We start from the raw sequence: 23733 nt of genomic DNA on the forward strand, positions 1-23733 counted from the left end.
CCGGTCTCGCCCTCGCCGTCCGCGGACTGCGGGGGCGCGCCGCCGAGGACGGGGAACGTGAACGCGTTGCGGCAGCCGCGCGCCCGCTCGGCCAGCGCCGCGGGCGGATCGATCAGCGAGACGAACTCCACGCCCTCGCCGCCGAGGACCGTGTGCGTGGCGATCAGCGCGTCGCGCAGCGCCTCGTTACGGCAGGCCCCCGCATCGGTCGGCTCGCCCGTGTTCTCGGTGCGCACCCGCAGCCGGAAGAGGCCCGGCGCCAGCGGCTCGGCGGCCACCGTCGTCGCGGCCCGCAGCTCCCGGTGCCGCCGTACGATCCGTCCCGCGTCCCCCGGCAGCGGCTCGTACTCGTCCCCGCCGGGCGCGCCGACGTCGACCGTACGACCGCCGTCCAGCAGCTCGGCGAGCGGCACCGTCAGCTCGGTCTCGCGCGGGATCGCCTCGTCGAAGGAGAGATGAGTGGCGCCGTCGGCCGTGCGCAGGGACTCCACCGGGGACCCGTCCGCGTCCTCCACCTGCTTGTGCTGCATCTGGAGGTGGCGCACCCGCAGCCGTACGACCGCGTCGGCCTCCGGGGCGCGCAGCAGGCACTCGGTCTGCTGGTACCAGGAGTCCGCGGAGCCGGAGATCCCGGGCGCCACCGGGCCGAAGCGCTCCACCCAGTCGCGCGGCAGCAGCACCCCGAACTGCCAGCGGACGCGGTTCTTGGGGGAGGACCGGCGGTACGGGTACAGCAGATAGCCCTCGTACAGCACGGCGTCCGCGACGGCGCCCAGCTGCTCGAAGGCCCGCTCGGGCGCGGCGTCGGCATCGTCCGTGAGCAGGGGTTCGCGCACGCCGACCTGGTCCGGCATCCCGCCTCCTCGTCGCTGGGCAACCGGGCGGTCAGTCGCGCACCCGGGGATTCCTTTCACCACGGTCACACCCAGCACGGCTCCGCGCCCCTCCGACGCACCCGCATTGGGCCGGTCAGGCGATGTGTCCGTTTCCGGGTTGCGGACGGGCGCCCCGGACCCCCGGGTGCGGCCCGGGTGGACGGAGGGACGACAGGTCCCCCAAGTGCCGCTGCCCGAGCCGGTGTTGGGGCTCCATCGGATGCGCCGACCGCTAGAATCAAAGGCCACACACAGCGGGGGTTGTCGGACGCGGGGGGAGTCGTCATGTCCGGAGGATTCGGGGGCCCGGAGGGCCCGAGAGACGCGGAGGGACCCGGGGGATCCCGGAGTCAGGCCCGGGGTCACGGAGGGCCTGCGGGATCCGGTGGGCCCGCGGGACCTGACGGGCCTCCGGGAGCCGGCGGGCCTGCTGGATCCGATGGGGCTGCTGCGGGATCCGGCGGGTTCGCAAGCCCCGCAAGGGTCCCCGGCGGTGTCGGTAGCACTGGGGGACCCGCAGGCCACGGTGGATTCGCAGGGCCTGGTGGGCCCGAGGTCCCGGGAGGACCAGCAAACCCCGCAGAAGCCTCTGAAGGCGCAGGCGGCCCTGGAGACCCCGGCAGCCCCGGAGGGCCTGGTGGGCCCGGAGCCCCCGGAGGATTCGGAAGCTACCCCGGAGCCCCCGGAGCCCCCGGAGCTCCCGGAGCGGCTGGAGTGCCTGGTCCCGTAGGGTCCTGGGCCTTTGGTCCGCCGCCCGGTCAGGGCTTCGGTGTGCCGCCCATGCCCGCCGCTCCGCCGCCCGCGCCCCCGGACACCGGCCGGGCCGTCGCCGTCGCTCTGCTGAACCTCAGCGGACTCGGCCTCGGCTACGCGCTCACGCGGCGTCGGCTGCTCATGGCCGCCTGCTGGGTGGCGACCGCGATCCTGCTGGTCATCGCCCTGCCCGCCGACGCCGACGGCGTCCCCGGCGCCCTGCTCGCGGGGTACGCGCTCCTCCTGCTGCTGGCGGCCGCCCACGGCGCGTACGTCGGACTGCGCACCCGCCTGGTGTGGCCCGGCCGCGCGCCCCTCGCGCTGCTGCTGGGCCTGGTGCTGCTCGCCGTACCGGCCGGTGGTGCGCTCTGGTACCAGGACGCCCGGGACGAGGCCGTACAGCAGGCCCTCCTCAAGCGCCTGACGAGCGCCGACCAGCTGGTGGCGGCGGACGCGGGCAAGTCCTTCAGCACCGCGGAAGGGGACTACCGCGAGGCCCTCGGCGTCTATCGCGGCCTCGTCGCCGACCACCCCGGCTCCCGCGCCGCCCACAAGGTCCCCGCCAGCCTGCGCACCTACTACTCCAAGGTCGCCGCGCCCTACGACAGCCAGGACTACTGCACCGCCGTGGCCCCGCTGACGTATCTGCGCACGGTGCCCGGCGAGCTGCCCAAAGCCACCGTCGGCACCCTCGCCGACTGGCCCGACGACCGCCTCGCGACCTCGCTGTACGAGTGCGGATCACAGGGCCTGTCCGCGGGCGACCAGGACTGGGTCACCCGCTTCGGCGACCTGATGAAGACCTTCCCGGGCGCCCCGCAGACGACGAAGGTGGCGCCCGCCGTCGACGCGGCCGTGAAGAAGGCGCAGAAGGGCGTGGGCGGCTCCGGATCCTGCGCGGCCGTCGAGGAGTTGCAGCAGCTCGACACCAGGATCGGCGACCTGAGGACGGCCGCGGGCGACCCCGACGGCAAGCTCGCGTCCGCCGCGTCCCGGGCCGGGCACAGCGGCGACGACGGCGCGTACGACTGCGGTGTCCAGGAGTACAGGAGCGGCGACTTCAGCAACGCCCAGCAGACCATGGACAAGTTCGTCGCCGGGCACCCGCACCACAAGAACCGGGCGCGCGCCCAGAAGATCGCCATCGCCGCCGAGGTCGCCCAGACCATCCCGGCGGCCGGCAAGAAGCTGCCCACCACCGCCAGCGGCGGCAGCATCTCCGTCACGGTGAAGAACGACAGCCCGGACGACGTGACCGTCCTCTACACCGGTCCGGTCACCGGCAGCTTCACCCTGAAGGCCTGCGGCGGCTGCCGGTCGTACCTGCTCGCCGACACGCTGATGTCCACCTTCAAGCCCTGCGCCGGCGGCAAGGACTATCCGCAGCGCACCCTGCAACTCCCGGTCGGCACCACCTACTTCGTGCACAAGCCGAACGGCGGCCAGGCGACGACCGCGGGCTCCGACACCGCGAAGCTGCGCCCCGGGTACATCTACACCGAGTGCGCGTACACCACCCAGGGCTTCGGCGGCTCGGGGACCTGACCGGCGGCGCCGCCGGTCAGGCCGAGCGGGGGATCAGTCCTCGCGGCCGCCCCGGCGGCGGGCGGCCACCACGACGCCCGCGCCGACGACCACGGCCACGGCCGCGGCGCCCGCGAGGGGCAGCGCGGGACCGGCGCCGGTGGCCGCGAGGTTGCCGCCGGTGCTGTCGGAGCCGCCGGTGGTGAGGTCACCGGTGGTACCGGCGGTGGACGTGGTGCCGGTGGTGCCGCCCGTCGTGGTCGTACCGCCGTCCGTGCCCGTGCCGGTGCCGCCCGTGGACGTCGTCGAGCCGGTGCCGCCGGTCGAGTCGCCGCCGCCCTTCGAACCGCCGTCCCCGGTGGAGCCGCCGCCCGTGGTGTCGGTGCCACCGGAGACGGCGAGCGTGATGCGCGCGGTGTCGTTCTTCTTGACGTGGTCGAACGGCCGGGCCTCCGAGCCGAGTTCCACATAGCCGCGGGCGCCGGGCACCGCCTTGTCGAGCTTCACCTTGAAGGTGTACGTCCTGCTCTCGTGCTCGTTCACCCAGGGCGCGCCGGTGCCGCACGCGTAGGACTCGGCCCCGGTGTTCGTGCACAGCGTGTCGGTCCGCACCGCGGAGGTGCCCTCGGGCAGCGTGACCAGGACATGGGCCGCGCGCTGACCCGGCTGCGGCTGCACCCAGGCGGGCCCCGCGTTCGCGAACTTCACCCGCAGTGTGACCGTGTCCCCGGCCTTGCCCTTCAACTGGGCGCCGCCGACCTGGAGATCGGCCGTGTTGACGACGTTCACCGCGACGTCCGCGCCGGCCGCGGCGCCGGCCGGCGGGGTCTTCTCGTCGGGCCGCTCGACCAGCTTCAGGGCGGCGGCCGTGCCGTGCACCGGTGCGGCGGCGCCGTCGTCCGGGACCGGGGCCGAGGAGTCGACCGTCACCTGGACGTGCTCGTACAGGGCGCGGTCCAGGGCCTTGAGGGTCAGCGGCCGCTCCGGGGCGTAGACGACACCCGTCTGCACCGGCTGGTCGAACTCGCACACCACCTGCGTGTGGCCCGGCTCCTCGTCGGCCGAACCGATCGTGTAGCTCAGGCAGTTGGAGGGGAGCGCGGCCTGGCCCAGACCGCGGGTGACGGAGTACGACAGCCAGACCTTGTCGAGTGCCGCGGTGCCCGTGTTGGTGAAGGTGGGCGACAGCGGGAGCTCGCTGCCCGGCTTCACCTTGTCGAACGGCGCGATGGTGCCCAGCGCCAGGCCGGTCGCGGGGCCGTCGGCGGCCACGGCCGGCGCGGCGCACAGCGCGATCAGGGCGACGGCGCCGAACGCGCCCGCGGTCTGGCGCACCGCACGGGGGCCGGGAGAGCTGAAAGGCATGGAATCCTCTGACTGGAGCGACAGTGGCGGACGAACGGTCGGTGGGGGAACGGGAGTTCCCCACTCTGTGAGACGTCTGTGCCACCGGAACGGTTGTACGAGAGATCGTTCCGGCTCCGCCGTGCCCCTCGCCCTTGTCCGCGCCCCTGCCCGCGCCCCTGCCCGTGCCCCGTCCGCGCTCCCCGCGGATGCCTCAGCCGGCCGCGTTGTCCGTGCGCAGCCGCACCTGTTCCTCCAGCCGGCGCAGGCTGTCCTCCAGGGCCGCCGCGGCCGCGCGCTCGCCAGGGTCGTGGTGCTTGTCGAAGAAGGACAGATGGACGGTCACCTCGCTGGCGCCGCTGCCGATGCCCGCGACCTGGAGCCAGCCCGCGTAGTCGCCCTGCTCGCGGGTGCCCCACTCCAGACGCATCTGGTCGGGTTGGGCGCGCAGCAGGGCGGGGGTGTCCTGGTCGGAACCGGCCTCGTGCACGCTGACGGCGGGCAGTTCCTCGGGGGCCACGTGCAGGGCGCCCGGGAGCCAGGAGTCCAGCTGGTGGAGATTGGCCGCCTGGTCGAAGACGTGCTCGGGCTGGGCGGGCATCGTACGGGAACGTTCGTACTCGGCCATGGTGGCATCGCTCCTCGGGTCGGGAGTCGTACCCCGCCCGCGTGCCCCTTCCGCGGCGGCCGAAAAGCGCCCCCGCCAGGCCGTCAGGCGACCGCGGTGCGGGCGGCCTGCTCCACCAGGGAGACGCCGTCGCTCATGGAGGCGCTGCCGTCGGAGAGGACGGCGACGAGGCAGCGGTGGCCGCCGAGGGTGACCTCGCCGATGCTGTTCACGTCCCACAGGCCCGTGGTGGTGCGCTGGAGCCAGCCGTTCTTCAGCTCGGTCCCGGCCGCGTTCACCGCCGAGACGCCCCAGGACTGCTCGGGCAGGACCTCGCCCATCAGGGTGCGGATGTAGGCGCGGGAATCGAGGGTGAGGGGGCTTCGGGCGCTGTCGTCGAAGACCGCGCGCAGCAGCCGTATCTGATCGCTCGCGGTGGTCCGGGTCAGCCCCCACCTGCCACTGGTACCGGCCGTGGTCGAGGTCAGTCCGAGGCGCTGGTTGGCCGCCGTGAGACCGGGGTCCTGGCCGATCTCCTTCCACAGGGCGTCCGCCGCGTCGTTGTCGCTGCGCTTGATCATCGGCTCGGCGTGGCCGCGCTCCTCGTCGGTCAGCGCGCGCCGCTCGTCCTGCGCCTTGAGCAGCAGCGCGGCGAGGATGTCGACCTTGACGATGCTGGCGGTGTCGTAGGCGCGGTCCTCGCCCTGGATCACGGGGGTGGTGGCGCCCGCGTCGAGGTCGAGGACGGCGACGGTGGCGTGCGGATCGGGCACGGGGGGCTGTGGAGCGGGGGTCTTCGACGCCTCGGTCGTCCCGGGAGCCGGCTTCGGCTTCGGGGTGGGCGTGGCGGCGGCCGCCGCCGGAATGCCGGCGGTGAGCAGGGCGGTCACCGAGGCCAGAAGGACGCCGGCCGTGCGGCGCGGGTGCGAGGACATGGCACCTGAACGTAGACAAGACCCGTCCCGTGCGAAGTGGCTGCCGTCACTCCGGCCCCCGTTTCGCCCGAATTGTAAGAAGAGTCACCGAGGGCGGACCGGGGGCGGCCAAGCGGTGCACGGCGGTCGTCACGGCGGCGTGTATACCCGCCGCGGCCCCGGTCCTCGCTTATCGTCGGCCGGACACCGACATCCGGAGAGATCATGGAAAAAACGGATGAACTGGTTGCCGCGGGGGAGGGTGTGGCGGTCGTCCCGGTCCCTCCGCCTCCGTCCGTGCGCCGCCCCCGGCCCTGGCCGCTCGGCGCGGCCGTGCTGCTCGCGGCGGGCGCGAGCGCCGTACTCCTCGTCGGCGACTCGGGGTGGCTCGACCAGCCCGCCGTAGGGGCCTGGCGCACGGTCTGCCTGGCCATCATCGTCCAGGCGATTCCCTTCCTCGTGCTCGGCACCGTGCTCTCCGGGGCCATCAACGCCTTCGTGCCCGCCGACCTGTTCACCCGGGTGCTGCCGAAGCGGGCCGCGCTCGCCGTGCCGGTCGCGGGCGTCGCCGGCGCGATCCTGCCGGGCTGTGAGTGCGCCTCCGTACCGGTCGCCAACAGCCTGATCCGCCGGGGTGTCACCCCGGCCGCCGCCTTCGCCTTCCTGCTGTCCGCGCCCGCCATCAACCCGGTCGTGCTCACCGCCACCGCCGTCGCCTTCCCCGGCAACCCCGCGATGATCGCCGCCCGGCTGCTCGCCTCCCTCGGCACGGCGGCCGTGATGGGCTGGCTGTGGCTCTGGCGGGGCGACGAGAAGTGGCTGCGCCCGGCGCTGCGCCGGCGGCACACCGGGCACGCCCACGGCCACAGCCGCTGGCAGGAGTTCCGGATCGGCTTCCAGTACGACTTCCTCCAGGCCGGCGGCTTTCTCGTGCTCGGCGCGATGGCCGCCGCCACCTTCAACGTCGCCGTGCCGCGGGCCGTCCTCGACGCCTTCTCCGGCACGCCCTGGCTCTCGGTGCTGTTCCTGGCGGGCCTCGCGGTGCTGCTGGCGGTCTGCTCGGAGGCCGACGCGTTCGTCGCCGCCTCGCTGACCGGGTTCTCGCCGACCGCCCGGCTGGCGTTCATGGTGGTCGGGCCCATGGTCGACCTGAAGCTGATCGCCCTCCAGGCGGGCACGTTCGGCCGCGCCTTCGCCTGGCGGTTCTGTACGGCGACCACGGTGGTGGCCGTCGCCGCCAGCGCCCTGACCGGAGGGGCCCTGCTGTGAGACGCCTCCTCCAGAGCCTGCTGCTGAAACTGACCGGCCTCGGCCTGCTGCGCATCACGCTGTTCAGCGACACGTACCTGCGCTACGTCAAGCCCGGCCTGCGCCCCGTGCTCATCGCCTCCGGCGTCGTCCTGCTCCTGCTCGGCGTCGTGGCGGCCTTCTCCCGGACGGGGAACGGGGGACACGCCCACGACGACCATGGCGGGCATGGCGGGGATGACGGCCACGAGGCGCACGCGCACGAGGGCCATGGGGGCCACGACGGCCATGACCACTCCGGTACGCCCAAGATCGCCTGGCTCCTCGTCCTCCCCGCCCTGAGCCTCCTCCTCTTCGCCCCGCCGGCCCTCGGCGCCTACACCGCCGCCCGCTCCGGCGCGAAGCCGGTCGCCGTGCAGAAGAAGGGCTTCGAGCCGCTGCCCGCGACCTCCCCGCTGCCGCTGACCCTCACGGACTTCACCAAGCGCGTCCAGCAGGACCGCAGCCGGGCCATCCAGGGCCGTACCGTCCGCCTGACCGGCTTCGTCACGCCCGACGCGACCGGCGACGGCTGGTATCTGACCCGGATCATCTTCAGCTGCTGCGCCGCCGACTCCCAGACCGTCAAGATCCATGTCTACGGCTCCGGTTCCGCCGAACCGCCCGCCGCCAACACCTGGCTCGCGGTCACCGGCACCTGGCACCGCGCAGGCACCCTCGGCACCACCTCCGCACCGGCCGCGCTGGACGCCCGCCTGACCACCCCGATCGCCCAGCCGATCAACGCCTTCACCGACGATCTGCCGATCACCCCCGGCTAGACACCGTCCCGAGGGGCCCGCTCAGCCGAACAGGCCGCGTACCCGGATCGTCTCCACCCGGCGCCAGGTGCCGCCGGGCAGCAGCAGCCATTGGTTGCCGGGGCCGTGGCCGCGCCGGCGGGCCGTGCCCGGGGCCGGGTTGCCGGAGCGGGGACGCGGGTCCCGGTGTGCGGGCAGGGGCGCTCCGCAGTCGCGGCCGGTACGGGGCCTTCCGGTCCTCGCCTTGCCGTTCTTCCTGCGTTGTTTGCCCATTCGTGCCTCACCTCCCGTTCCTCCCGGTTCCCCTTACGGCAGGATGCACCGCCCCGGCGCCCGGCGGCAGGGCCGAACGGACGCTCTTTTCTGGCGGGGCGGCGGCGGGTCGCGCAGCGTGGAGCACAGGGGGCAACAGCCAGAGAGGTGGGACAGATGGACCAGGACGTCTCCAAGCCCCGGGTCGTGGTGGGGGTCGACGGCTCGCCGTCCTCCTTCGAGGCGGTGCGCTGGGCCGTGCGCTACGCCGGGCTCGTCGGCGGCGCGGTGGAGGCCGTCGCGGCCTGGGAGGTGCCGCTGTACGGCTGGTCCGCGCCCGCGGTGGACATGTACATCGACGAGGAGGCGACCCGCGAGCAGATGGCGCAGGAGCTGACCGAGGTGCTCGGCGCGGACGCCGCCGCCGGAGTGCGCACCCGGGTGGCCCACGGCAACCCCGCCGAGATCCTGCTGCGGGCCGCCGAGGGCGCCGAGGTCCTGGTCGTCGGCAGCCGCGGCCGGGGCGGGTTCGCGCGCGTCATGCTCGGCTCGGTCAGCCAGCGCGTCGCCGCGCACGCCGCGTGCCCGGTGGTCATCGTCCGCTCCGAGGAGACCTGAGCCCCGGGCTCACTGCGGCCCCGGCGGCTCCCGCAGCACGCTCCAGGCCACCGGACCCAGCAGGTCCGCGAGCCGCCGGAACACGTCGAGCAGCAGATCGTCCAGGGTGAGCACGCCCACCGGGCGGCCGTCGTCGAGCACGGGCAGCCGGCGCACACCCGTGCGGCGGAAGGTGCGGTACGCCTCATGGATCTCGTCGCCCGCGTCCAGGGTGACCACCCGCGGCGACATCACCGCGTCGATCCGGCTGGCCGGCGGCAGCCCCTCGCCGAGCCCGCGCAGCGCCAGATCGCGGTCGGTGACGATGCCGAGCAGGGTGCCGTCCTCGACGACCAGCAGGGAGCCGACGGCGGTCTCGGCCATCAGCCGGGTGGCCCCCGCCAGGGTGACGTCGGGCGCGACGGTCACGGGCGGCGCGGTCATCAGCCGGCCGACACTGACCTGACCCGCGACGGAGGGCGCGCCGGGCAGGGGACCGGCCGGGGGGAGATGGGTCATCAGGACCTCTTTCGGGGCACCGAGGGGGACACCGGCACCGGGGGATGCCGTCTCCAGACTGCGCCGGGCGGGCCGCCCGGGGGCAGGGGCCGCTCGGACCTCGCTGGGGTAGTCCGATTCCCGCCGAAAGGGACAATGTACCCATCGGCCCACCCGTTCGGCCGTGCGAGCGTGAAGAGCCGGACGGGCCGCTGCGCCGACGCGCAGCCCGAGGAAAGGCGGTGAGGACGATGCCCCCTGCCCCTGGTCGTGGGTGTCGACGGCTCCGATTGCAGCCTGCTCGCGGTGGACTGGGCGGCCGACGAGGCGGTCCGGCTCGGGGTGCCGCTGCGCCTGGTGCACGCCTCGCTCTGGGAGCGCTACGAGGGGCGGCTCCCCTCGCTCGGCAGCGAACCGGCCGCTCCCCATGTGATGGCCGAGCACATCGTGGCCTCGGCGACCGAGCGCGTACGGCGGCGCGCCCCGGATCTGAAGGTGGACTCCGCCGTACTGGCCGAGGACCCGGTCGCCGCCCTGCTCGCCGAGGGCGACAACGCCACCGCCGTGGTGACCGGCAGCCGGGGCCGGGGCGAGCTGAAGGGGCTGCTGCTCGGCTCGGTGGGACTGGCCGTCGCCGGGCGGGCGTCCGGCCCGGTGATCGTGGTCCGCGGGGACGCGGCGGGGCTCGGGGGCACCCATGAGCGGGTGCTGCTGGGCGTCGGCGAGCCCGGCACCAGCGACACGGCCGCCCGGTTCGCGCTGCGCGAGGCCGCCGCCCGCCGGTGCGTCCTGGACGCGGTGCGCACCTGGCGCCGCTCCGGCGACCGGGCCGAGGACGGGGCCGCGCCGGACCACGAGGACGAGGCCGCCGAACTGATCGACACGCTGCTCCAGGCCCCGCTGGGCGAGCATCCGGACGTACGGGTGGCCCGCACCGTCCTGGAAGGCCCGCCCGGCAAGGTGCTCCTGCACCGCTCGGCCGCGGCCGATCTGCTGGTCGTCGGGGTACGGCGGGAGCGCGGGCACGCCGGGCTCCAACTGGGCCGAGTGGCGCACCGGTTGCTGCATCACGCCAAGTGCCCGGTGGCCGTCGTACCCCAACTGCCGTGACAAGCCCCCGCGTCGCGGGCGCCGAGGGGGTCAGCGGCCGGAGTGCTCCTTCGCGCCCTGCGGCTCCAGATGGGAGGCGAGCACGGCGGCCTGGACCCGGCGCTGCACGCCGAGCTTGGCCAGCAGCCGGGAGATGTGGTTCTTGACCGTCTTCTCCGACAGATACAGCCGCTTGCCGATCTCACGGTTGGTCAGGCCGTCCCCGATCAGCGCCAGGATGTCCCGCTCGCGCGGCGACAGGCTCGCCAGCTCAGGCGGCAGCGACGGCGTCTCCTCCGGGTCGGCCCGCAGCGAGCGCATCAGCCGGGCCGTCGTCTCCGGGTCCAGCATCGACTGCCCGGAGGCGACCGTGCGCACCGCCGAGACCAGGTCCGAGCCCTTGATCTGCTTGAGCACATAGCCGGACGCGCCGGCCATGATCGCGTCCAGCAGGGCGTCCTCGTCGTCGAACGAGGTGAGCATCAGACACGCCAGCTCCGGCATCCGGTTGCGCAGTTCCCGGCAGACCGAGATGCCGTCCCCGTCGGGCAGCCGTACGTCCAGCACCGCGACATGCGGGCGCAGGGCGGGGCCCCGGACCAGCGCGTGCGCGGCGGTGTCGGCGTCGCCGACGACGGAGATGTCCGGTTCGGCGTCCAGGAGATCCGCCAGACCGCGCCGGACGACCTCATGGTCGTCCAGGAGGAACACCCGGATCGGGTCCTGTGCCGTGAAGGTGCGTGTCTCGGTCATCTCGACCTCTCGTTCCCGGAAAGCAGACAGACTGCGGCCTGTCACCCGGCCGATCATCGCCGGACGGCGCCGTGCGCACCAGGGCCGACCGGCCCCACTTCCCGAGACCGGCCCTCATTGCAAGAATGTCACGCCTCCGCCGCCCGCCGGCCGGGCGCCAGGTCGAAGCGCACGTCCACGACCCCCTCGACCGCGCGTACGAGGCGGGCCGCCACCGGGACCAGCGAGGTGTCCCGGATCCGCCCGACGACGGTCACCACGCCGTCCTCCACGCGCAGTTCCACGGCCGAGTCCGGCGGCGGGAAGAGCCGTGCCACGATCTCCCGGCGCACCTCCTCCTCGATCTCCTGGTCGTCGCGCAGGAAGACCTTGAGCAGATCGGCGCGGCTGACCACGCCCTCCAGCATCCCGGTCTCGTCCACCACGGGCAGCCGCTTGACCCGGGCGCGGGCCATGGTCCGGGCGGCCTCGGCGAGGGTGGCGTTCGCGCGTACGGTGACCGCGGGGGAGGTCATCAGGTCCCCGGCGGTGATCGCCTCGCCCTTGGCCATGTCGGCGGGCGGCCGCAGCTGCCGGTACTCCTCGGCCGGGTCGTCCCGCAGCTCCTCCTTGGGCAGCATGTCGGCCTCGGAGACCACACCGACCACCAGGCCCTCGCCCTCGATCACGGGCACGGCGCTGACCTGCCAGTCCTGCATCATCTCCACCAGCTCCTTGAAGGGAGCACGCCGGCCGACGGCGGCGACGGTGGTCGTCATGACGTCGCTGACGATGTGCGGGGTGCCGTACATGGTGACTCCGTAGCTTCTCGACGCAGCTTCTCGACGGGAGTTCCGCTGTCCCCAGCGTGCGCCGGGCGCGCCCGGTCGGCACAGGGGCCGCCCGGCCCCCGCCCGGCGCCGCGGACCGGGCCGGTCGGTCCCGGCAGGGGACCAGCGGCCCCTGACCGGCTCGCCGGTCCTGCCCCAGCCTGGAATCGTCGCTCCTGTCTCCCCGAGGCGACGCCCCAGGAAGGTGGAACCATGACCCGAACCGTCACCGCGGGCCTCGACGGCTCGCCCGAGAGCCGGGCCGCCGTCGAATGGGCGGCGCGCGAAGCCGCGCTGCGCGACCTGCCGTTGCGGATCCTGCATGTGCGCGAGCCCGAGGCCGACACCGACACCGACCGCGGGGCCGCCGAGGAATGGGCCCGCACGGTGCGCGAGTCCGCGGCGGGCCTGCGGCTGCGCCACCCCGGCATCGAGGTGGTCACCGACCAGGTCACCGCGGAACCGGCACAGGCCCTGGCGGAGGCGGCCGACGGCGCCGAGCTGCTGGCGCTCGGCTCCCGGGGGCTCGGCCGGCTCGGCGGGTTCCTGGTCGGCTCGGCCGGGCTGTACGTCATCGCGCACACCACGCGTCCGGTGGTACTGGTCCGCGCGGGTGAAGCGGCCGCCGACGAACACCAGCCGGACCCCTCGGGCGTCCCGTCCGCCGCGACCCCCTTCCGGCCCGTCGTCCTCGGCCTGGACATCGACGACCCCGAGGGACCAAGCCAGACCCTGCTGGAGTTCTCCTTCGACGCCGCCGCGCGCCGCGGCGCCGCGCTGCGGGTCGTGCACGGCTGGACGCCGCCGCCCTACGCCGCGTACGGCATCCCCGCCGAACCGCCGGTCGTGCCCTCCTTCGGACGCCGGGCCGCCACCCTGCTCACCGAGGTGCTGCGGCCCTGGCGGCAGAAGTTCCCGGACGTCGAGGTGAGCGAGGTGAGCCGGGCCGGCAACTCCGCGCCGGTCCTGATCGACGCCGCCCGGGACGCCTCCCTGGTGGTCGTCGGTCGGCGCGTCCGCAAGAGCCCGTACGGCATCCACATCGGCCATGTCACCCACGCCGTGCTGCACCATGTCGCCGCGCCCGTGGCCGTCGTCGCGCACAGCTGAGGCGCCGCGCGCGGCCGAACAGCCCGAACGGACGGCCGCGCGCGGCGCGGCCCATGGCCGAAACGGCCGAAACGCTGCGGTACGGCTCGCGCACGCCGGTGAATCCGTCAACGATGGGGTGCGGGCCCGCCTCGTCGTCGCCCTCTACCAGGGCTCTACCAGGGAGAGTGAACACGATGGACCTGCCTGTTCTCGTCGGCGTCGACGGCTCCGAGGAGAGCCTGCGCGCCGTGGACCGGGCCGCCGAGGAGGCCGCCCTGCGCGGGGCGCCACTGCGCCTCGTCTACGCCTCGCTCTGGGAGCGCTACGAGGGTTCCCTCATCGCCCAGGAGGTCGGGAAACCGGCCGAGGAGGTGATGGGCCAGGACATCATGGACGCCGCCGAACGCCGGGCCCGCCAGCACCACCCGGACCTGCGGCTCACCACCTCCGTGCTGGCCGACGAACCCTCGTTCGGACTGGTGAACGAGAGCAGCACCGCCCGCCTCGTGGTCGTCGGCTGCCGGGGCCGCAACGCCGTCACCGAGCTGCTGCTCGGCTCGGTGAGCCTCTCGGTCGCCGCCCGCGCCCACTGCCCGGTGATCGTGCTGCGCGGCGGACCCGAGCGGCGGACGACCCCCGGCCGCGTCGTGCTCGGCGTCGCCGGCAAGGACACGGGCCCGGCCGCCGTACGGTTCGCCGCCGAGGAGGCGGCGCTGCGCGGGGTGCCCCTGGAAGCCGTACGGGCGTGGCGGCGGCCCGCGCACAGCACCACCGGGCATCCGCTGCTCGCCGGCGGGCCCGCACAGGCACAGGAGCAGGAGGCCGCCGAGGCGCTGGAGGAGGCCCTGCGGGACGTCCCCGAGGGGCTGGAGCAGCATCGGCGCACCGCCGAGGGACACGCCCGTGACGTCCTCGTCGACGCCTCCCGGGACGCCGGACTGCTCGTCGTCGGCGCCCGGCGCCGCACCGGCCGGTTCGGCCTCCAGCTCGGCCGGGTCGCCCACGGGGTACTGCACCACGCGGCCTGCCCGGTGGCCGTCGTACCGGAAACCGACTGACCCCGCCCACGACGCGTTCCCGCGTCGACGGCCGCGCACGAATCTGATGATGATCGGAGTCCCCATGACCGAGGCCGCCCCCCAGGAAGCCGCGCTCAGCGAGCAGGAGCTGCGCACCCTGGACGCGCACTGGCGCGCCGCCAACTATCTGGCCGCCGGCCAGATCTATCTCATGGCCAACCCGCTGCTCACCGAACCGCTGCGCCCCGAGCACATCAAGCCGCGGCTGCTCGGCCACTGGGGCACCTCGCCCGGACTCAACCTCGTCTACACCCACCTCAACCGCGTCATCAAGGCCCGCGACCTGGACGCGCTGTGCGTATGGGGGCCGGGGCACGGCGGCCCGGCGGTCCTCGCGGGCTCCTGGCTCGAGGGCAGTTACAGCGAGACCTACCCGGACATCAGCCGGGACGGCGCCGGCATGGAGCTGCTGTTCCGGCAGTTCTCCTTCCCCGGCGGCGTGCCCAGCCATGTGGCCCCCGAGACCCCCGGCTCCATCCATGAGGGCGGCGAACTCGGCTACTCCCTCGCACATGCCTACGGCGCCGCCTTCGACAACCCCGACCTGCTCGTGACCTGCGTGATCGGCGACGGCGAGGCGGAGACCGGGCCGCTCGCCGCGTCCTGGCACTCCGACAAGTTCCTCGACCCAGTGCACGACGGCGCCGTCCTGCCCGTCCTGCACCTCAACGGCTACAAGATCGCCAACCCGACCGTGCTCGCCCGGCTCCCCGAGAGCGAACTCGACGCCCTGCTGCGCGGATACGGCCACGAACCGCTGTACGTCACCGGCGCGGACCCCGCCCAGGTGCACCGCGCCCTCGCCGCCGCCCTGGACGACGCGCTGGACCGGATCGCGCAGATGCAGCGCAGCGCCCGCGAGGAGGGGATCACCGAGCGGGTGCACTGGCCGATGATCGTGCTGCGCACCCCCAAGGGCTGGACCGGCCCCGCCGAGGTGGACGGCCTCCCCGTCGAGGGCACCTGGCGCGCCCACCAGGTCCCGCTGCCGGGCGTGCGCGAGAACCCCGCGCATCTGCGGCAGTTGGAGCAGTGGCTGCGCTCCTACCGGCCCGAGGAGCTGTTCGGCCCGGACGGCCGGCCCAGCGCGGACGTCCTCGCCTGCGTCCCCGAGGGCGACCGCCGCCTCGGCTCCAACCCGCACGCCAACGGCGGCGTCCTGCTGCGCGACCTGCCGCTGCCGCCCCTGGACACCTTCGCCGTGGCCGTCGACAAGCCGGGCGCCGCCCTGCACGAACCGACCCGGATCCTCGGCGACCTCCTCGAACAGGTCATGGAGGACACCCGCGAGCGCCGGGACTTCCGCCTCGTCGGCCCGGACGAGACCGCCTCCAACCGGCTCCAGGCCGTCTTCGACGCCAGCGGCAAGGCATGGCAGGCCGAGGTGCTCCCGGTGGACGAGCATCTGTCCCGGCACGGGCGGGTGATGGAGATCCTCTCCGAACACCTCTGCCAGGGCTGGCTGGAGGGGTATCTGCTCACCGGCCGGCACGGACTGTTCTCCTGCTACGAGGCGTTCGTGCACATCGTCGACTCGATGGTCAACCAGCACATCAAGTGGCTCAAGACGTCACGGCAGTTGACCTGGAGAGCCCCCATCGCCTCCCTCAACTACCTGCTCACCTCGCACGTCTGGCGCCAGGACCACAACGGCTTCTCGCACCAGGACCCCGGCTTCGTGGACCACGTCCTCAACAAGAGCCCCGAGGTCGTCCGCGTCTATCTGCCGCCGGACGCCAACACCCTGCTGTCGGTGGCCGATCATGTGCTGCGCAGCCGCGACTACGTCAACGTCGTCGTGGCCGGCAAGCAGCCCTGCTTCGACTGGCTGACCATGGACCAGGCCCGCGCCCACTGCGCGCGCGGCGCCGGGATCTGGGAGTGGGCCGGCACGGAGAACGGCGCCGAACCCGATGTCGTCCTCGCCTGCGCCGGTGACGTCCCCACCCAGGAGGTGCTGGCCGCCGCCCAGTTGCTGCGCACCCATCTGCCCGAGCTCGCGGTGCGGGTCGTCAACGTGGTCGACATGACCCGGCTGCTGCCGCACGAGGAACACCCGCACGGCATGCCCGACTTCGAGTACGACGGCCTGTTCACCACCGACAAGCCCGTCATCTTCGCCTACCACGGCTACCCCTGGCTGATCCACCGCCTCGCCTACCGCCGCACCGGCCACGCGAACCTCCATGTGCGCGGCTACAAGGAGTCGGGCACCACGACCACCCCGTTCGACATGGTCGTCCGCAACGACCTCGACCGCTACCGCCTCGTCATGGACGTCATCGACCGCGTCCCTGGCCTCGCGGTCCGCGCCGCCGCCGTCCGCCAGACCATGGCCGACGCGCGCAGCCGCCACCACGACTGGATCCGCGAGCACGGCACGGACCTGCCGGAGGTCGCGGAGTGGACCTGGGGAGGCTGAACGGGGGCCGTCCGGCCCAAGCGCGAGCCTTGTGCGTCGGCCACCCTGGACCTGTCGGAAATGTCCATCAGCCCGGTCCTGCGGAACACCGAGGGAAGAGGGTGAGGAGCGGCATGAAGGGTTATGTCTTTCACGGGCCCGGAGAGGCCTCCTGGGAGGACGTTCCGGATCCGGGGATCAAGGAGCCGACCGACGCGATCGTGAAGGTCTCGGCGGTCACGATCTGCGGCACCGATCTGCACATCCTCAAGGGCGATGTGCCCGAGGTGCGGCCCGGCACGTTGCTGGGGCACGAGGCCGTCGGGGAGATCGTCGAGACCGGCAGCGATGTGCGCACCGTACGCCCCGGCGAGAGGGTGCTGCTCTCCTGCGTCACCTCCTGCGGCCGCTGCCGCTACTGCCGGGAGGGCGTCTACGGCCAGTGCCTGGGCGGCGGTGGCTGGATCCTCGGCCACACGATCGACGGCACCCAGGCCGAGTACGTCCGCGTCCCGTACGCCGACCTGTCCGTGCACCCGCTGCCCGGCACCCTGGCGAGCGAGGACGCCGTACTGCTCGCCGACATCTTCCCCACCTCCTACGAGGTCGGCGTCCTCAACGGGCGGGTGCGGCCCGGCGACACCGTGGTGATCGTCGGCGCCGGTCCGATCGGGCTCGCGGCGATCGCCACGGCACGCCTGTTCTCGCCGGAGCGGATCATCGCCGTCGACCTGGCGCCGGCCCGGCTGGAGGCCGCCCGGCGATTCGGGGCCGACGCGGTCGCGGAGGTGCACGAGGCCCCGCACCAACTGGTCGCGGACCTCACCGACGGGCTCGGCGCCGACGTGGCCATCGAGGCCGTCGGCGTGCCGGACACCTTCGAACTGTGCACCCGCGTGGTGCGCCCCGGCGGACACGTGCCCAACGTCGGCGTGCACGGCAAGCCCGCCACGCTGCACCTGGAGGACCTCTGGATCCGGGACGTCACCATCACCACCGGCCTGGTGGACACGTACTCCACCCCGACGCTGCTGAGGATGGCCGCGGCCGGCCGCCTCCCGACCGGCCAACTGGTCACCCACACCTTCCCGTTGGAGCAGATGGAGCGGGCGTACGACGTGTTCTCCCGCGCCGCCGAGACCGGCGCCCTCAAGGTCGTCCTCGGCGGGGAACAGCACGAACTGGCCGTCCCCACGGCCTGATGCGCGTGAGCGGGCGGCACGCGGACGACCGTGCGCGTACCGCCCGCTCGCCGCTCAGCCGTCCTCGCCCGCCAGCCGCACCCCGGTGACCAGGTCCGGGCGGATGCGCACCGCCTGGTCCATGTCGTCCGGCGGCGCCCAGGGGTGCAACAGCTCCCGCAGCCGGGCCAGTTCGGCCGGGTCCGTGACCAGCCGGGCGTACCCCGTCACCACGACGCTCCAGCCCAGATGGGTCTCGGGATCGATGGCGTCGGCCTCGTACGCGACGACGACCCCGCCGTCCTCGCCCCGCCGGGCGTGCGAGGTCAGCGCGGCGGCCTCATGCGTGCGGATCACGATGTCGCCGCCGTCCAGCACATGGTTGACCGGGCGGACGGTCGGCAGCGCCTGCCGGGTGAACACGACCCGGCCCAGGGACACACTGCCCAGCAGCCGCAGCGCCTCCGTGCGATCGAGGTCGATGCGGCGCTGGGCCGTGTCGTGACGAGGGATCATGGCTGGCTTCTTCGCGGTGCGCGGCGACGGCGGGCAGAGGGCGGGCAGGGGTCCATGGGGTGCGTCCCGCACGGACCGAGGGAGCTCTTGCACGGAAGGGAGCGGCACCGCGGGGGATCGGTGCCGCTCCTGATGACACTCTCGCCCAGGTCGTACGCCTCTCAACAGTGCCGTTCGGACCCGCGCCGGGGCCGTACGGCCCCGCCCGCATACCGGCGCACATGCCCCCGGCATGCCGGGGATCACAAGGCGCCGAAGCGACGGCCGCGTATCCCTCTCCGGCCCCGAGCGGCTACCGTGTCCTTCGGAACCCGTCGGTTCGAAGGCATGGGCTGATGGGAAGTGGAGGGCGTGGTGACCGGAACGGAGCGGCCCGGCGTGCGGCTGCCGCAGCTGAAGCTGGACGAGCTGCTGGAGGAATTGCAGGCCAGGATCGACGCGGCCCGTGGTACCCGGGACCGGGTGCACAGCCTGCTGGAGGCGGTCCTCTCCGTCGGCCGCGAGCTGGAGCTGGAACAGGCCCTGCACTCCATCGTGGAGGCCGCGGCGGCGCTGGTGGACGCGGAGTACGCGGCGCTGGGCGTCATCGGCCCGGACGGCACGACCCTCGCCGCCTTCCACACCGTGGGCCTGTCCGAGGAGCGGATCGCCGAGATCGGCCCCTATCCGGAGGGCCACGGCATCCTGGGCGAGCTGATTCGCCACCCGGAGCCGCTGCGCCTGTCCAAGCTCTCCGCCCACCCGTCGTCGTACGGCTTCCCGCCCGGGCACCCGCCGATGAACACCTTCCTCGGCGTCCCGATCCGCGTCCGCGACCAGGTCTTCGGCAATCTGTACCTCACCGAGAAGCGCGGCGGTGCCGACTTCGACGAGGAGGACGAGTCGGTCCTCGCCACCCTCGCCGTCGCCGCGGGGGTCGCCATCGACAACGCCCGCCTCTACGAGGACTCCCGGCTGCGCGAACGCTGGCTGCTGGCCAACGCCGAGATCAGCCACAGCCTGATGTCCGGCAGCGAACGCGCCGAGGCCCTGGACCTGATCGCCGAACGCGCCCGCGAGATCACCGGCTCCGCGCTCGCCGCCGTCGCGATGCCGATGCCGGACACCGAGGCGCTCGGCGTGGAGATCGCGGTCGGCGCCCAGTCCGACGCCCACCGCGGCCTCGTACTGCCCCTGGACCGCAGCCTGATGGGCCTGGCCTTCACCGCCGCCGCCCCGGTCACCAGCGACGACGTCGCCCATGACAGCCGTGTCGGCCAGGACCCGCCGCGCTTCGACGGCCTCGGCCCCGCCGTCGCCGTCCCGATCGGCACCGGCGGGGGCGGCGCCCGCGGTGTACTGCTGCTGGCCCGCGAGAGCGACCGGTCGGCGTTCTCCGACAAGGAGACCGAGATGCTGCGGGGCTTCGCCGCGCAGGCCGCGATCGCCATGGAGCTCGCCGAACGCCGGCAGGCCGCCCAGCAGATCGCGCTCCTGGAGGACCGCGACCGCATCGCCCGGGACCTGCACGACCTGGCCATCCAGCGGCTCTTCGCCACCGGCATGACCCTCCAGAGCGCGGGCCGCTTCATCGAGCACCCGGAGGCGTCCGAGCGGGTCCTGCGCGCCGTGGACGACCTGGACGAGACCATAAAGATCATCCGCTCGACCATCTTCGGACTGCGCGCCCGCGAGGGCGCCGCGGCGAGCGGACTGCGCGCCCGCGTGGTCCGGGTGGCCGGCGAGGCCGCCCCGGTGCTGGGCTTCGCGCCCAGCGTGCGCATGGAGGGCCTGGTCGACACCGACGTACCGGGCGAGATCGCCGACCATGTGGTCGCCGTGCTCTCCGAGTCCCTCACCAACATCGCCCGGCACGCCCACGCCGACCGCGCCGAGGTGCTGCTCGCCGCCGACGGCCACGAGGTGCGCCTGCGGGTCCGTGACAACGGCGTCGGCATCCCCTCCGGCGGCCGCCGCAGCGGGCTGCGCAACATGGCGGAACGCGCCGAGCGGCTCGGCGGCAGCCTCGACGTGGGGAAAACCGAAGGGGGCGGGGCCACACTGGAGTGGCGGGTCCCGCTGCCCGCCTCGTAACCCGGGGGATCCCCGGGGCGCGGGTCCGGTGGGCACCCGGTCGGGTCCGGTCGGCCCATGACAGCGGCCGGGCGGCGGCCACAGGCTGAACGTGCGGCGCGGTATCCAGAGCCCCTGGAGGAAGCCATGGACGGCACTCCGAACACCGTGAACGACGTGATGACCCGAAGGGTGCTCGCCCTGCGCACCGGCGCGGGCTTCAAGGACATCGTGGGGGCCATGCGCGAGTGGCGGGTCGGCGCGGTGCCCGTCCTGGACGACGCCGGACACGTGGTCGGCGTCGTCTCCGAGGCGGATCTGCTGCCCAAGGAGGAGTACCGCGACAGCGACCTCGACCGGTACGGCAGGATGCGCCACCTCGCCGAGCTGACCAAGGCCGGGGCGGCGAGTGCGCAGGCGCTGATGACCACCCCGGCGGTCACCGTGGCCCCGGACGCCACTCTCGGCCACGCCGCCCGCGTCATGGCCCGCGCCCGCGTCAAGCAGCTCCCGGTGGTGGATCCCGAGGGCACCCTGCTGGGCATCGTGAGCCGTTCCGATCTGCTGAAGGTGTTCCTGCGCGGCGACGCGGAGATCGCCGACGAGGTCGCGGGCGATGTCGTCACCCGGCTCTTCGGCGCTGAAGCGGCCGGGATCCGGGTGGAGGTGCACGATGGTGTCGTGACGCTCAGCGGCCGGGTCCGGGAGACCGCGCTCGTACCGCTCGCCGGGCGCCTCGCGCGGGCCGTGCCCGGCGCGGTGGACGTGCGGTGTGCGCTGGCCGGGCCGCCGCGCCACCCGGATCTGGACCCGGACCTGCCGGACGCCGAGTCGGCCGGCACCCGCTGAGGGGCCGTCGGCGCGCGAGAGGAGGCGGTGACGATGAGGACACCTGCCACGACGGTCAGGCCGGTACGGCTGTGGCGATGGCGGCGCAATCCGCTGCGCCGGCACAGCGATGCCGTCGAGGCCTGGATCGTCCTCGCCACCTGGGTGCTCGTCCTCGTCTGCGGCGTCCTCGCCGGTCTTCTCGCGGCCCAGGCGTCCGCCGCGTCCTACGCCGCCCGGCTCGCCCAGGTGCACCCCGTCACGGCCGTGCTCACCGACCCGGCGGCCGCGCCCCCGGCCGCCGGCACCGGCTACGACGACGGGCGGGTGTGGGCGCCGGTGCGCTGGACCGACACGGACGGCACGGTGCACACCGACCGGGCGAAGGTCGCGTCCGGCGCCCCCGCGGGCAGCAGCGTCACGGTCTGGACGAACCACGCCGACCATGTGGTCGCCCCGCCGGTCACCGGCGCCTCGGCCGACCTCCAGGCGGCCCTCACCGGCGTTCTCGTCGGCCCGTCGGCCGGCGCGGCCCTGTGGTGCGCGGGCTGGCTGGTCCGGGGCCGGCTGATCAGGCGCAGGATGGCCGAGTGGGACGAGGAGTGGAAGCAGATAGGGCCGCGCTGGGGGAACCTCAGCGGTGGCCGCGGCTGAACCGCTCAGCCCCTCCGGGAGGCGTGCTCAGCCCTCCGCCAGATAGCAGTCCACGCCCACGACGCCCTCCACACCCCGCACCATGCGCACCGCGAGCGGGATCCGCGTGCCGTCCGTGACCTTCCCGGTCAGCGTCACGACCCCGTCGACCACCACGACGTGCAGCGGCTCGACCGGCGCGGGGAACAGCACGTCCAGCACCTCGCGCCGGATCTCGTCGGCCAGTTCACGGTCGTCGCGCAGGAACACCTTGAGCAGGTCGCCCCGGCTGACCACACCCTCCAGCACCCCCTCCGCGGTCACCACCGGCAGTCGCTTGACCCGCTTGAGGGCCATGATCCGGGCCGCCTCGGCGAGCGTGGCGTCGGCGTGCACGGTGACGGCGGGCGTGCTCATCAGGTCCTGCGCGCTCACCCCGCCCGCCTTGGCCAGGTCGCCCAGCCGCCGCCGCTGGGTCAGCCGGTCCGGGTCGCTGTCCCGGAACTCCTCCTTGGGCAGCAGATCCGCCTCGGAGACCACGCCGACCACCCGGCCGTCGCCCTCCAGGACCGGCAGGGCGCTGACGTTCCACTGCTCCATCCGCGCCACGATGTCCTTGAACAGGGCCGTACGCCCCACCGCCACCGCCGCGCGCGTCATCACGTCGCCGACCCGGCTCGGGCCCCCGGTACGGGCCTGTTCGGCGGGCTGCCGGGCGGTCACTCGGCGCTCCCGCTGCCGTAGGGCGCGTAGAGGTCGAGCAGCCGGACCCGGGAGGCGTGCAGCCGCTGGGCGACCACCCGGCCGACCCAGAGCGCGATCGCCCGCCCGAACTCCGGGTCCTCCTCGCACAGCGCGAGCACGGAGGCGGCGTCGAACTCCCAGGCCCGCACCGGGCTCATCGCCTCGGCGCCCAGCTGCCAGATGTGCGGCGGGAAGTGCCAGGACCAGCCGACCAGTTCGCCGTGCCCGAGGGTCTCGATGACGGCGGGCCGGCGGCCGGGTACGCGCAGGTCGAGGGCGATGGTGCCGGTGCGCACGATCCAGAAGCGGTCGGCGCGCCGCCCCTCCTCGAACAGCCGGGTGCCGGCCTCGAAGGAGGCCTCGCGGGCGAGGCTCATCAGCCGATCGCGCCGCACGGGGTCGAGCGCCGTGGTCATGGTGGTGGCGGAGGTCATCGCACCGGCTCCCTTCCTGGGGTGGTGATCCCAGCGTGGGCGCGTCCGCCCGGACCCGCCACAGGTCGCCCGGACCCGGGCGAGGGCCTTTCGGCCTACGGGCGGGGGTGAGCCGGTACGCGAAGGGCGGGAAGGGCCACCCGCTTCTCGCGGATCCGGATTGCGCGGTGCGCGGCTCTTGGCCGCTTCTCCGCGTCTCAACGGCTCTTCCCGCCACTACCAGCACACCACGAGAACCGTCGGTTCACCAGTGCCGTCCGGTTCCGGGGCGCCTCGACACGGGGCCGTACGGCCCCAGCCGTATCCCGCCTCGATGGCGCACCATAGAGGACAAGCGTATGGGGATATGAACACGCAAACCCGTCATGGGGGCGTGGAGCGGAGAAGAGAGGCTGAGAGCATGGTCTTCGCATCTTGGACCACCCCCGGGGTCTTCACCGGCCGGGGCGGCGCCCGCACGGTGGAGGCGGGCATCCTCACCGGCGACCTGACCGTCCACACCACCTGGGACGGCCGCAAGGCCGATGTGGCGGTGCAGTACAGCGGCACCTCCCAGTGGTTCACGCTCAGCGGCAGCCCGGTGTCCTGCCGCTCCGAGCGCGCCAGCCGTGACCTGCACCAGGAGGTCGTCGAATCGATCAAGGCGGGCGCCGAGGCCACCGTGCCCCAGTTCCATCAGACCGCCAGCTCCTAGTACTGCAACGGTCTTT

Annotated in this window: 24 protein-coding genes and 1 pseudogene; 14 read left to right on the forward strand and 11 right to left on the reverse strand. The window is 73.7% G+C overall.

Annotated features, from left to right (window positions below; all coding sequences use genetic code 11):
* Positions 1-854, reverse strand: a pseudogene (locus CCN72_RS30735) (hypothetical protein); the annotation flags it as partial.
* Between the two features lie 514 nt (positions 855-1368).
* Between CCN72_RS30735 and CCN72_RS41465 the strand changes: the two are divergent.
* Together CCN72_RS41465 and CCN72_RS30745 are read left to right on the forward strand one after the other, a co-directional pair.
* Complete coding sequence (locus tag CCN72_RS41465; RefSeq protein WP_158101441.1) at positions 1369-1605, forward strand: hypothetical protein; 237 nt, start codon at positions 1369-1371, stop codon at positions 1603-1605.
* A 50-nt stretch (positions 1606-1655) separates the two neighbouring features.
* Positions 1656-3173, forward strand: a complete 1518-nt coding sequence (locus CCN72_RS30745) for a hypothetical protein (RefSeq protein ID WP_086811328.1) — start codon at positions 1656-1658, stop codon at positions 3171-3173.
* A 33-nt stretch (positions 3174-3206) separates the two neighbouring features.
* Here the strand turns inward: CCN72_RS30745 and CCN72_RS30750 are convergent, their stop codons facing one another.
* The 3 genes from CCN72_RS30750 to CCN72_RS30760 form a co-directional block, all read right to left on the reverse strand.
* On the reverse strand, positions 3207-4517 hold the full coding sequence (locus CCN72_RS30750) for a hypothetical protein (RefSeq protein ID WP_086811330.1): 1311 nt from the start codon (positions 4515-4517) through the stop codon (positions 3207-3209).
* 193 nt (positions 4518-4710) lie between these two features.
* Complete coding sequence (locus CCN72_RS30755; protein WP_086811332.1) at positions 4711-5124, reverse strand: SRPBCC family protein; 414 nt, start codon at positions 5122-5124, stop codon at positions 4711-4713.
* A gap of 83 nt (positions 5125-5207) precedes the next feature.
* A complete protein-coding gene (locus tag CCN72_RS30760; protein ID WP_086811334.1) occupies positions 5208-6038 on the reverse strand; it encodes a serine hydrolase in 831 nt (276 codons plus the stop codon).
* A gap of 204 nt (positions 6039-6242) precedes the next feature.
* Between CCN72_RS30760 and CCN72_RS30765 the strand changes: the two genes are divergently transcribed.
* Positions 6243-7286, forward strand: coding sequence for a permease (locus CCN72_RS30765; RefSeq protein ID WP_085563350.1), 1044 nt, complete (start codon positions 6243-6245; stop codon positions 7284-7286).
* Positions 7283-8086, forward strand: coding sequence for a TIGR03943 family putative permease subunit (locus CCN72_RS30770; RefSeq protein ID WP_086811336.1), 804 nt, complete (start codon positions 7283-7285; stop codon positions 8084-8086). Before CCN72_RS30765 ends, CCN72_RS30770 begins: the two co-directional genes overlap by 4 nt.
* Positions 8087-8107: 21 nt before the next feature.
* Here CCN72_RS30770 and CCN72_RS30775 read toward each other — a convergent pair whose 3' ends face one another.
* On the reverse strand, positions 8108-8338 hold the full coding sequence (locus tag CCN72_RS30775; RefSeq protein WP_086811338.1) for a hypothetical protein: 231 nt from the start codon (positions 8336-8338) through the stop codon (positions 8108-8110).
* Between the two features lie 156 nt (positions 8339-8494).
* On the opposite strand from CCN72_RS30775, the gene CCN72_RS30780 reads away from it, so the two are divergent.
* Complete coding sequence (locus CCN72_RS30780; RefSeq protein WP_037653857.1) at positions 8495-8935, forward strand: universal stress protein; 441 nt, start codon at positions 8495-8497, stop codon at positions 8933-8935.
* Positions 8936-8944: 9 nt separating this feature from the next.
* Here the strand turns inward: CCN72_RS30780 and CCN72_RS30785 are convergent, their stop codons facing one another.
* Entirely contained in the window at positions 8945-9433 is a 489-nt protein-coding gene (locus tag CCN72_RS30785) for a CBS domain-containing protein (protein ID WP_086811340.1), read from the reverse strand.
* Positions 9434-9670: 237 nt separating this feature from the next.
* Here CCN72_RS30785 and CCN72_RS30790 point away from each other — a divergent pair, with 237 nt between their 5' ends.
* Positions 9671-10522 carry a universal stress protein gene (locus CCN72_RS30790; protein WP_086811342.1) on the forward strand — a complete coding sequence of 284 codons (852 nt, stop codon included), beginning with the start codon at positions 9671-9673 and terminating at the stop codon, positions 10520-10522.
* Positions 10523-10552: 30 nt separating this feature from the next.
* Here the strand turns inward: CCN72_RS30790 and CCN72_RS30795 are convergent, their stop codons facing one another.
* Together CCN72_RS30795 and CCN72_RS30800 are read right to left on the reverse strand one after the other, a co-directional pair.
* Positions 10553-11254 (reverse strand): response regulator, encoded by a 702-nt coding sequence (locus CCN72_RS30795; RefSeq protein ID WP_085563355.1) that lies wholly within the window; start codon positions 11252-11254, stop codon positions 10553-10555.
* 128 nt (positions 11255-11382) lie between these two features.
* The gene (locus tag CCN72_RS30800; RefSeq protein WP_086811344.1) at positions 11383-12045 is read right to left on the reverse strand and encodes a CBS domain-containing protein; all 663 of its coding nucleotides are present in this window, start codon (positions 12043-12045) and stop codon (positions 11383-11385) included.
* A gap of 231 nt (positions 12046-12276) precedes the next feature.
* Between CCN72_RS30800 and CCN72_RS30805 the strand changes: the two genes are divergently transcribed.
* The 4 genes from CCN72_RS30805 to CCN72_RS30820 all read left to right on the forward strand — a co-directional run bounded on the left by CCN72_RS30805 (position 12277) and on the right by CCN72_RS30820 (position 17837).
* Positions 12277-13173, forward strand: a complete 897-nt coding sequence (locus tag CCN72_RS30805; protein WP_086811345.1) for a universal stress protein — start codon at positions 12277-12279, stop codon at positions 13171-13173.
* Positions 13174-13349: 176 nt separating this feature from the next.
* The gene (locus CCN72_RS30810; RefSeq protein WP_086811347.1) at positions 13350-14213 is read left to right on the forward strand and encodes a universal stress protein; all 864 of its coding nucleotides are present in this window, start codon (positions 13350-13352) and stop codon (positions 14211-14213) included.
* A gap of 64 nt (positions 14214-14277) precedes the next feature.
* Entirely contained in the window at positions 14278-16656 is a 2379-nt protein-coding gene (locus CCN72_RS30815) for a phosphoketolase family protein (protein ID WP_086811359.1), read from the forward strand.
* Positions 16657-16769: 113 nt separating this feature from the next.
* Entirely contained in the window at positions 16770-17837 is a 1068-nt protein-coding gene (locus CCN72_RS30820; RefSeq protein ID WP_086811349.1) for a zinc-dependent alcohol dehydrogenase family protein, read from the forward strand.
* A 54-nt stretch (positions 17838-17891) separates the two neighbouring features.
* Here the strand turns inward: CCN72_RS30820 and CCN72_RS30825 are convergent, their stop codons facing one another.
* The gene (locus CCN72_RS30825) at positions 17892-18332 is read right to left on the reverse strand and encodes a pyridoxamine 5'-phosphate oxidase family protein (RefSeq protein WP_086811352.1); all 441 of its coding nucleotides are present in this window, start codon (positions 18330-18332) and stop codon (positions 17892-17894) included.
* Positions 18333-18686: 354 nt separating this feature from the next.
* Here CCN72_RS30825 and CCN72_RS30830 point away from each other — a divergent pair, with 354 nt between their 5' ends.
* The 3 genes from CCN72_RS30830 (at position 18687) to CCN72_RS30840 (ending at position 21866) form a co-directional block, all read left to right on the forward strand.
* Positions 18687-20405, forward strand: coding sequence for a sensor histidine kinase (locus tag CCN72_RS30830; protein ID WP_158101442.1), 1719 nt, complete (start codon positions 18687-18689; stop codon positions 20403-20405).
* A gap of 126 nt (positions 20406-20531) precedes the next feature.
* Positions 20532-21233: a CBS domain-containing protein gene (locus CCN72_RS30835; RefSeq protein WP_086811354.1), complete on the forward strand. Its 702-nt coding sequence runs from the start codon at positions 20532-20534 to the stop codon at positions 21231-21233.
* 33 nt (positions 21234-21266) lie between these two features.
* Positions 21267-21866, forward strand: a complete 600-nt coding sequence (locus CCN72_RS30840) for an Rv1733c family protein (protein ID WP_085563362.1) — start codon at positions 21267-21269, stop codon at positions 21864-21866.
* A gap of 27 nt (positions 21867-21893) precedes the next feature.
* On the opposite strand, the gene CCN72_RS30845 is transcribed toward CCN72_RS30840, so the two are convergent.
* Entirely contained in the window at positions 21894-22505 is a 612-nt protein-coding gene (locus CCN72_RS30845) for a CBS domain-containing protein (protein WP_086811363.1), read from the reverse strand.
* Between the two features lie 59 nt (positions 22506-22564).
* Positions 22565-23023, reverse strand: coding sequence for a cyclic nucleotide-binding domain-containing protein (locus CCN72_RS30850; RefSeq protein ID WP_086811355.1), 459 nt, complete (start codon positions 23021-23023; stop codon positions 22565-22567).
* A 400-nt stretch (positions 23024-23423) separates the two neighbouring features.
* On the opposite strand from CCN72_RS30850, the gene CCN72_RS30855 reads away from it, so the two are divergent.
* Positions 23424-23717 carry a hypothetical protein gene (locus tag CCN72_RS30855; RefSeq protein ID WP_086811357.1) on the forward strand — a complete coding sequence of 98 codons (294 nt, stop codon included), beginning with the start codon at positions 23424-23426 and terminating at the stop codon, positions 23715-23717.
* The last annotated feature ends 16 nt before the right edge of the window (positions 23718-23733 follow it).

The sequence above is a fragment of the Streptomyces murinus genome (assembly GCF_002154555.1).
Lineage (GTDB): Bacteria > Actinomycetota > Actinomycetes > Streptomycetales > Streptomycetaceae > Streptomyces > Streptomyces murinus.

Excerpts from the sequence above, each read along its gene's own strand:
- CCN72_RS30850 (WP_086811355.1), bottom strand. The coding sequence starts at position 23,023 with ATGACCTCCGCCACCACCATGACCACGGCGCTCGACCCCGTGCGGCGC.
- CCN72_RS30765 (WP_085563350.1), top strand. The coding sequence starts at position 6,243 with ATGGAAAAAACGGATGAACTGGTTGCCGCGGGGGAGGGTGTGGCGGTC.
- CCN72_RS30800 (WP_086811344.1), bottom strand. The coding sequence starts at position 12,045 with ATGTACGGCACCCCGCACATCGTCAGCGACGTCATGACGACCACCGTC.
- CCN72_RS30750 (WP_086811330.1), bottom strand. The coding sequence starts at position 4,517 with ATGCCTTTCAGCTCTCCCGGCCCCCGTGCGGTGCGCCAGACCGCGGGC.
- CCN72_RS30795 (WP_085563355.1), bottom strand. The coding sequence starts at position 11,254 with ATGACCGAGACACGCACCTTCACGGCACAGGACCCGATCCGGGTGTTC.
- CCN72_RS30835 (WP_086811354.1), top strand. The coding sequence starts at position 20,532 with ATGGACGGCACTCCGAACACCGTGAACGACGTGATGACCCGAAGGGTG.
- CCN72_RS30755 (WP_086811332.1), bottom strand. The coding sequence starts at position 5,124 with ATGGCCGAGTACGAACGTTCCCGTACGATGCCCGCCCAGCCCGAGCAC.
- CCN72_RS30780 (WP_037653857.1), top strand. The coding sequence starts at position 8,495 with ATGGACCAGGACGTCTCCAAGCCCCGGGTCGTGGTGGGGGTCGACGGC.
- CCN72_RS30805 (WP_086811345.1), top strand. The coding sequence starts at position 12,277 with ATGACCCGAACCGTCACCGCGGGCCTCGACGGCTCGCCCGAGAGCCGG.
- CCN72_RS30815 (WP_086811359.1), top strand. The coding sequence starts at position 14,278 with ATGACCGAGGCCGCCCCCCAGGAAGCCGCGCTCAGCGAGCAGGAGCTG.
- CCN72_RS30855 (WP_086811357.1), top strand. The coding sequence starts at position 23,424 with ATGGTCTTCGCATCTTGGACCACCCCCGGGGTCTTCACCGGCCGGGGC.
- CCN72_RS30760 (WP_086811334.1), bottom strand. The coding sequence starts at position 6,038 with ATGTCCTCGCACCCGCGCCGCACGGCCGGCGTCCTTCTGGCCTCGGTG.
- CCN72_RS30825 (WP_086811352.1), bottom strand. The coding sequence starts at position 18,332 with ATGATCCCTCGTCACGACACGGCCCAGCGCCGCATCGACCTCGATCGC.
- CCN72_RS30840 (WP_085563362.1), top strand. The coding sequence starts at position 21,267 with ATGAGGACACCTGCCACGACGGTCAGGCCGGTACGGCTGTGGCGATGG.
- CCN72_RS30785 (WP_086811340.1), bottom strand. The coding sequence starts at position 9,433 with ATGACCCATCTCCCCCCGGCCGGTCCCCTGCCCGGCGCGCCCTCCGTC.
- CCN72_RS30845 (WP_086811363.1), bottom strand. The coding sequence starts at position 22,505 with ATGACGCGCGCGGCGGTGGCGGTGGGGCGTACGGCCCTGTTCAAGGAC.
- CCN72_RS30810 (WP_086811347.1), top strand. The coding sequence starts at position 13,350 with ATGGACCTGCCTGTTCTCGTCGGCGTCGACGGCTCCGAGGAGAGCCTG.
- CCN72_RS30745 (WP_086811328.1), top strand. The coding sequence starts at position 1,656 with ATGCCCGCCGCTCCGCCGCCCGCGCCCCCGGACACCGGCCGGGCCGTC.
- CCN72_RS30775 (WP_086811338.1), bottom strand. The coding sequence starts at position 8,338 with ATGGGCAAACAACGCAGGAAGAACGGCAAGGCGAGGACCGGAAGGCCC.
- CCN72_RS30820 (WP_086811349.1), top strand. The coding sequence starts at position 16,770 with ATGAAGGGTTATGTCTTTCACGGGCCCGGAGAGGCCTCCTGGGAGGAC.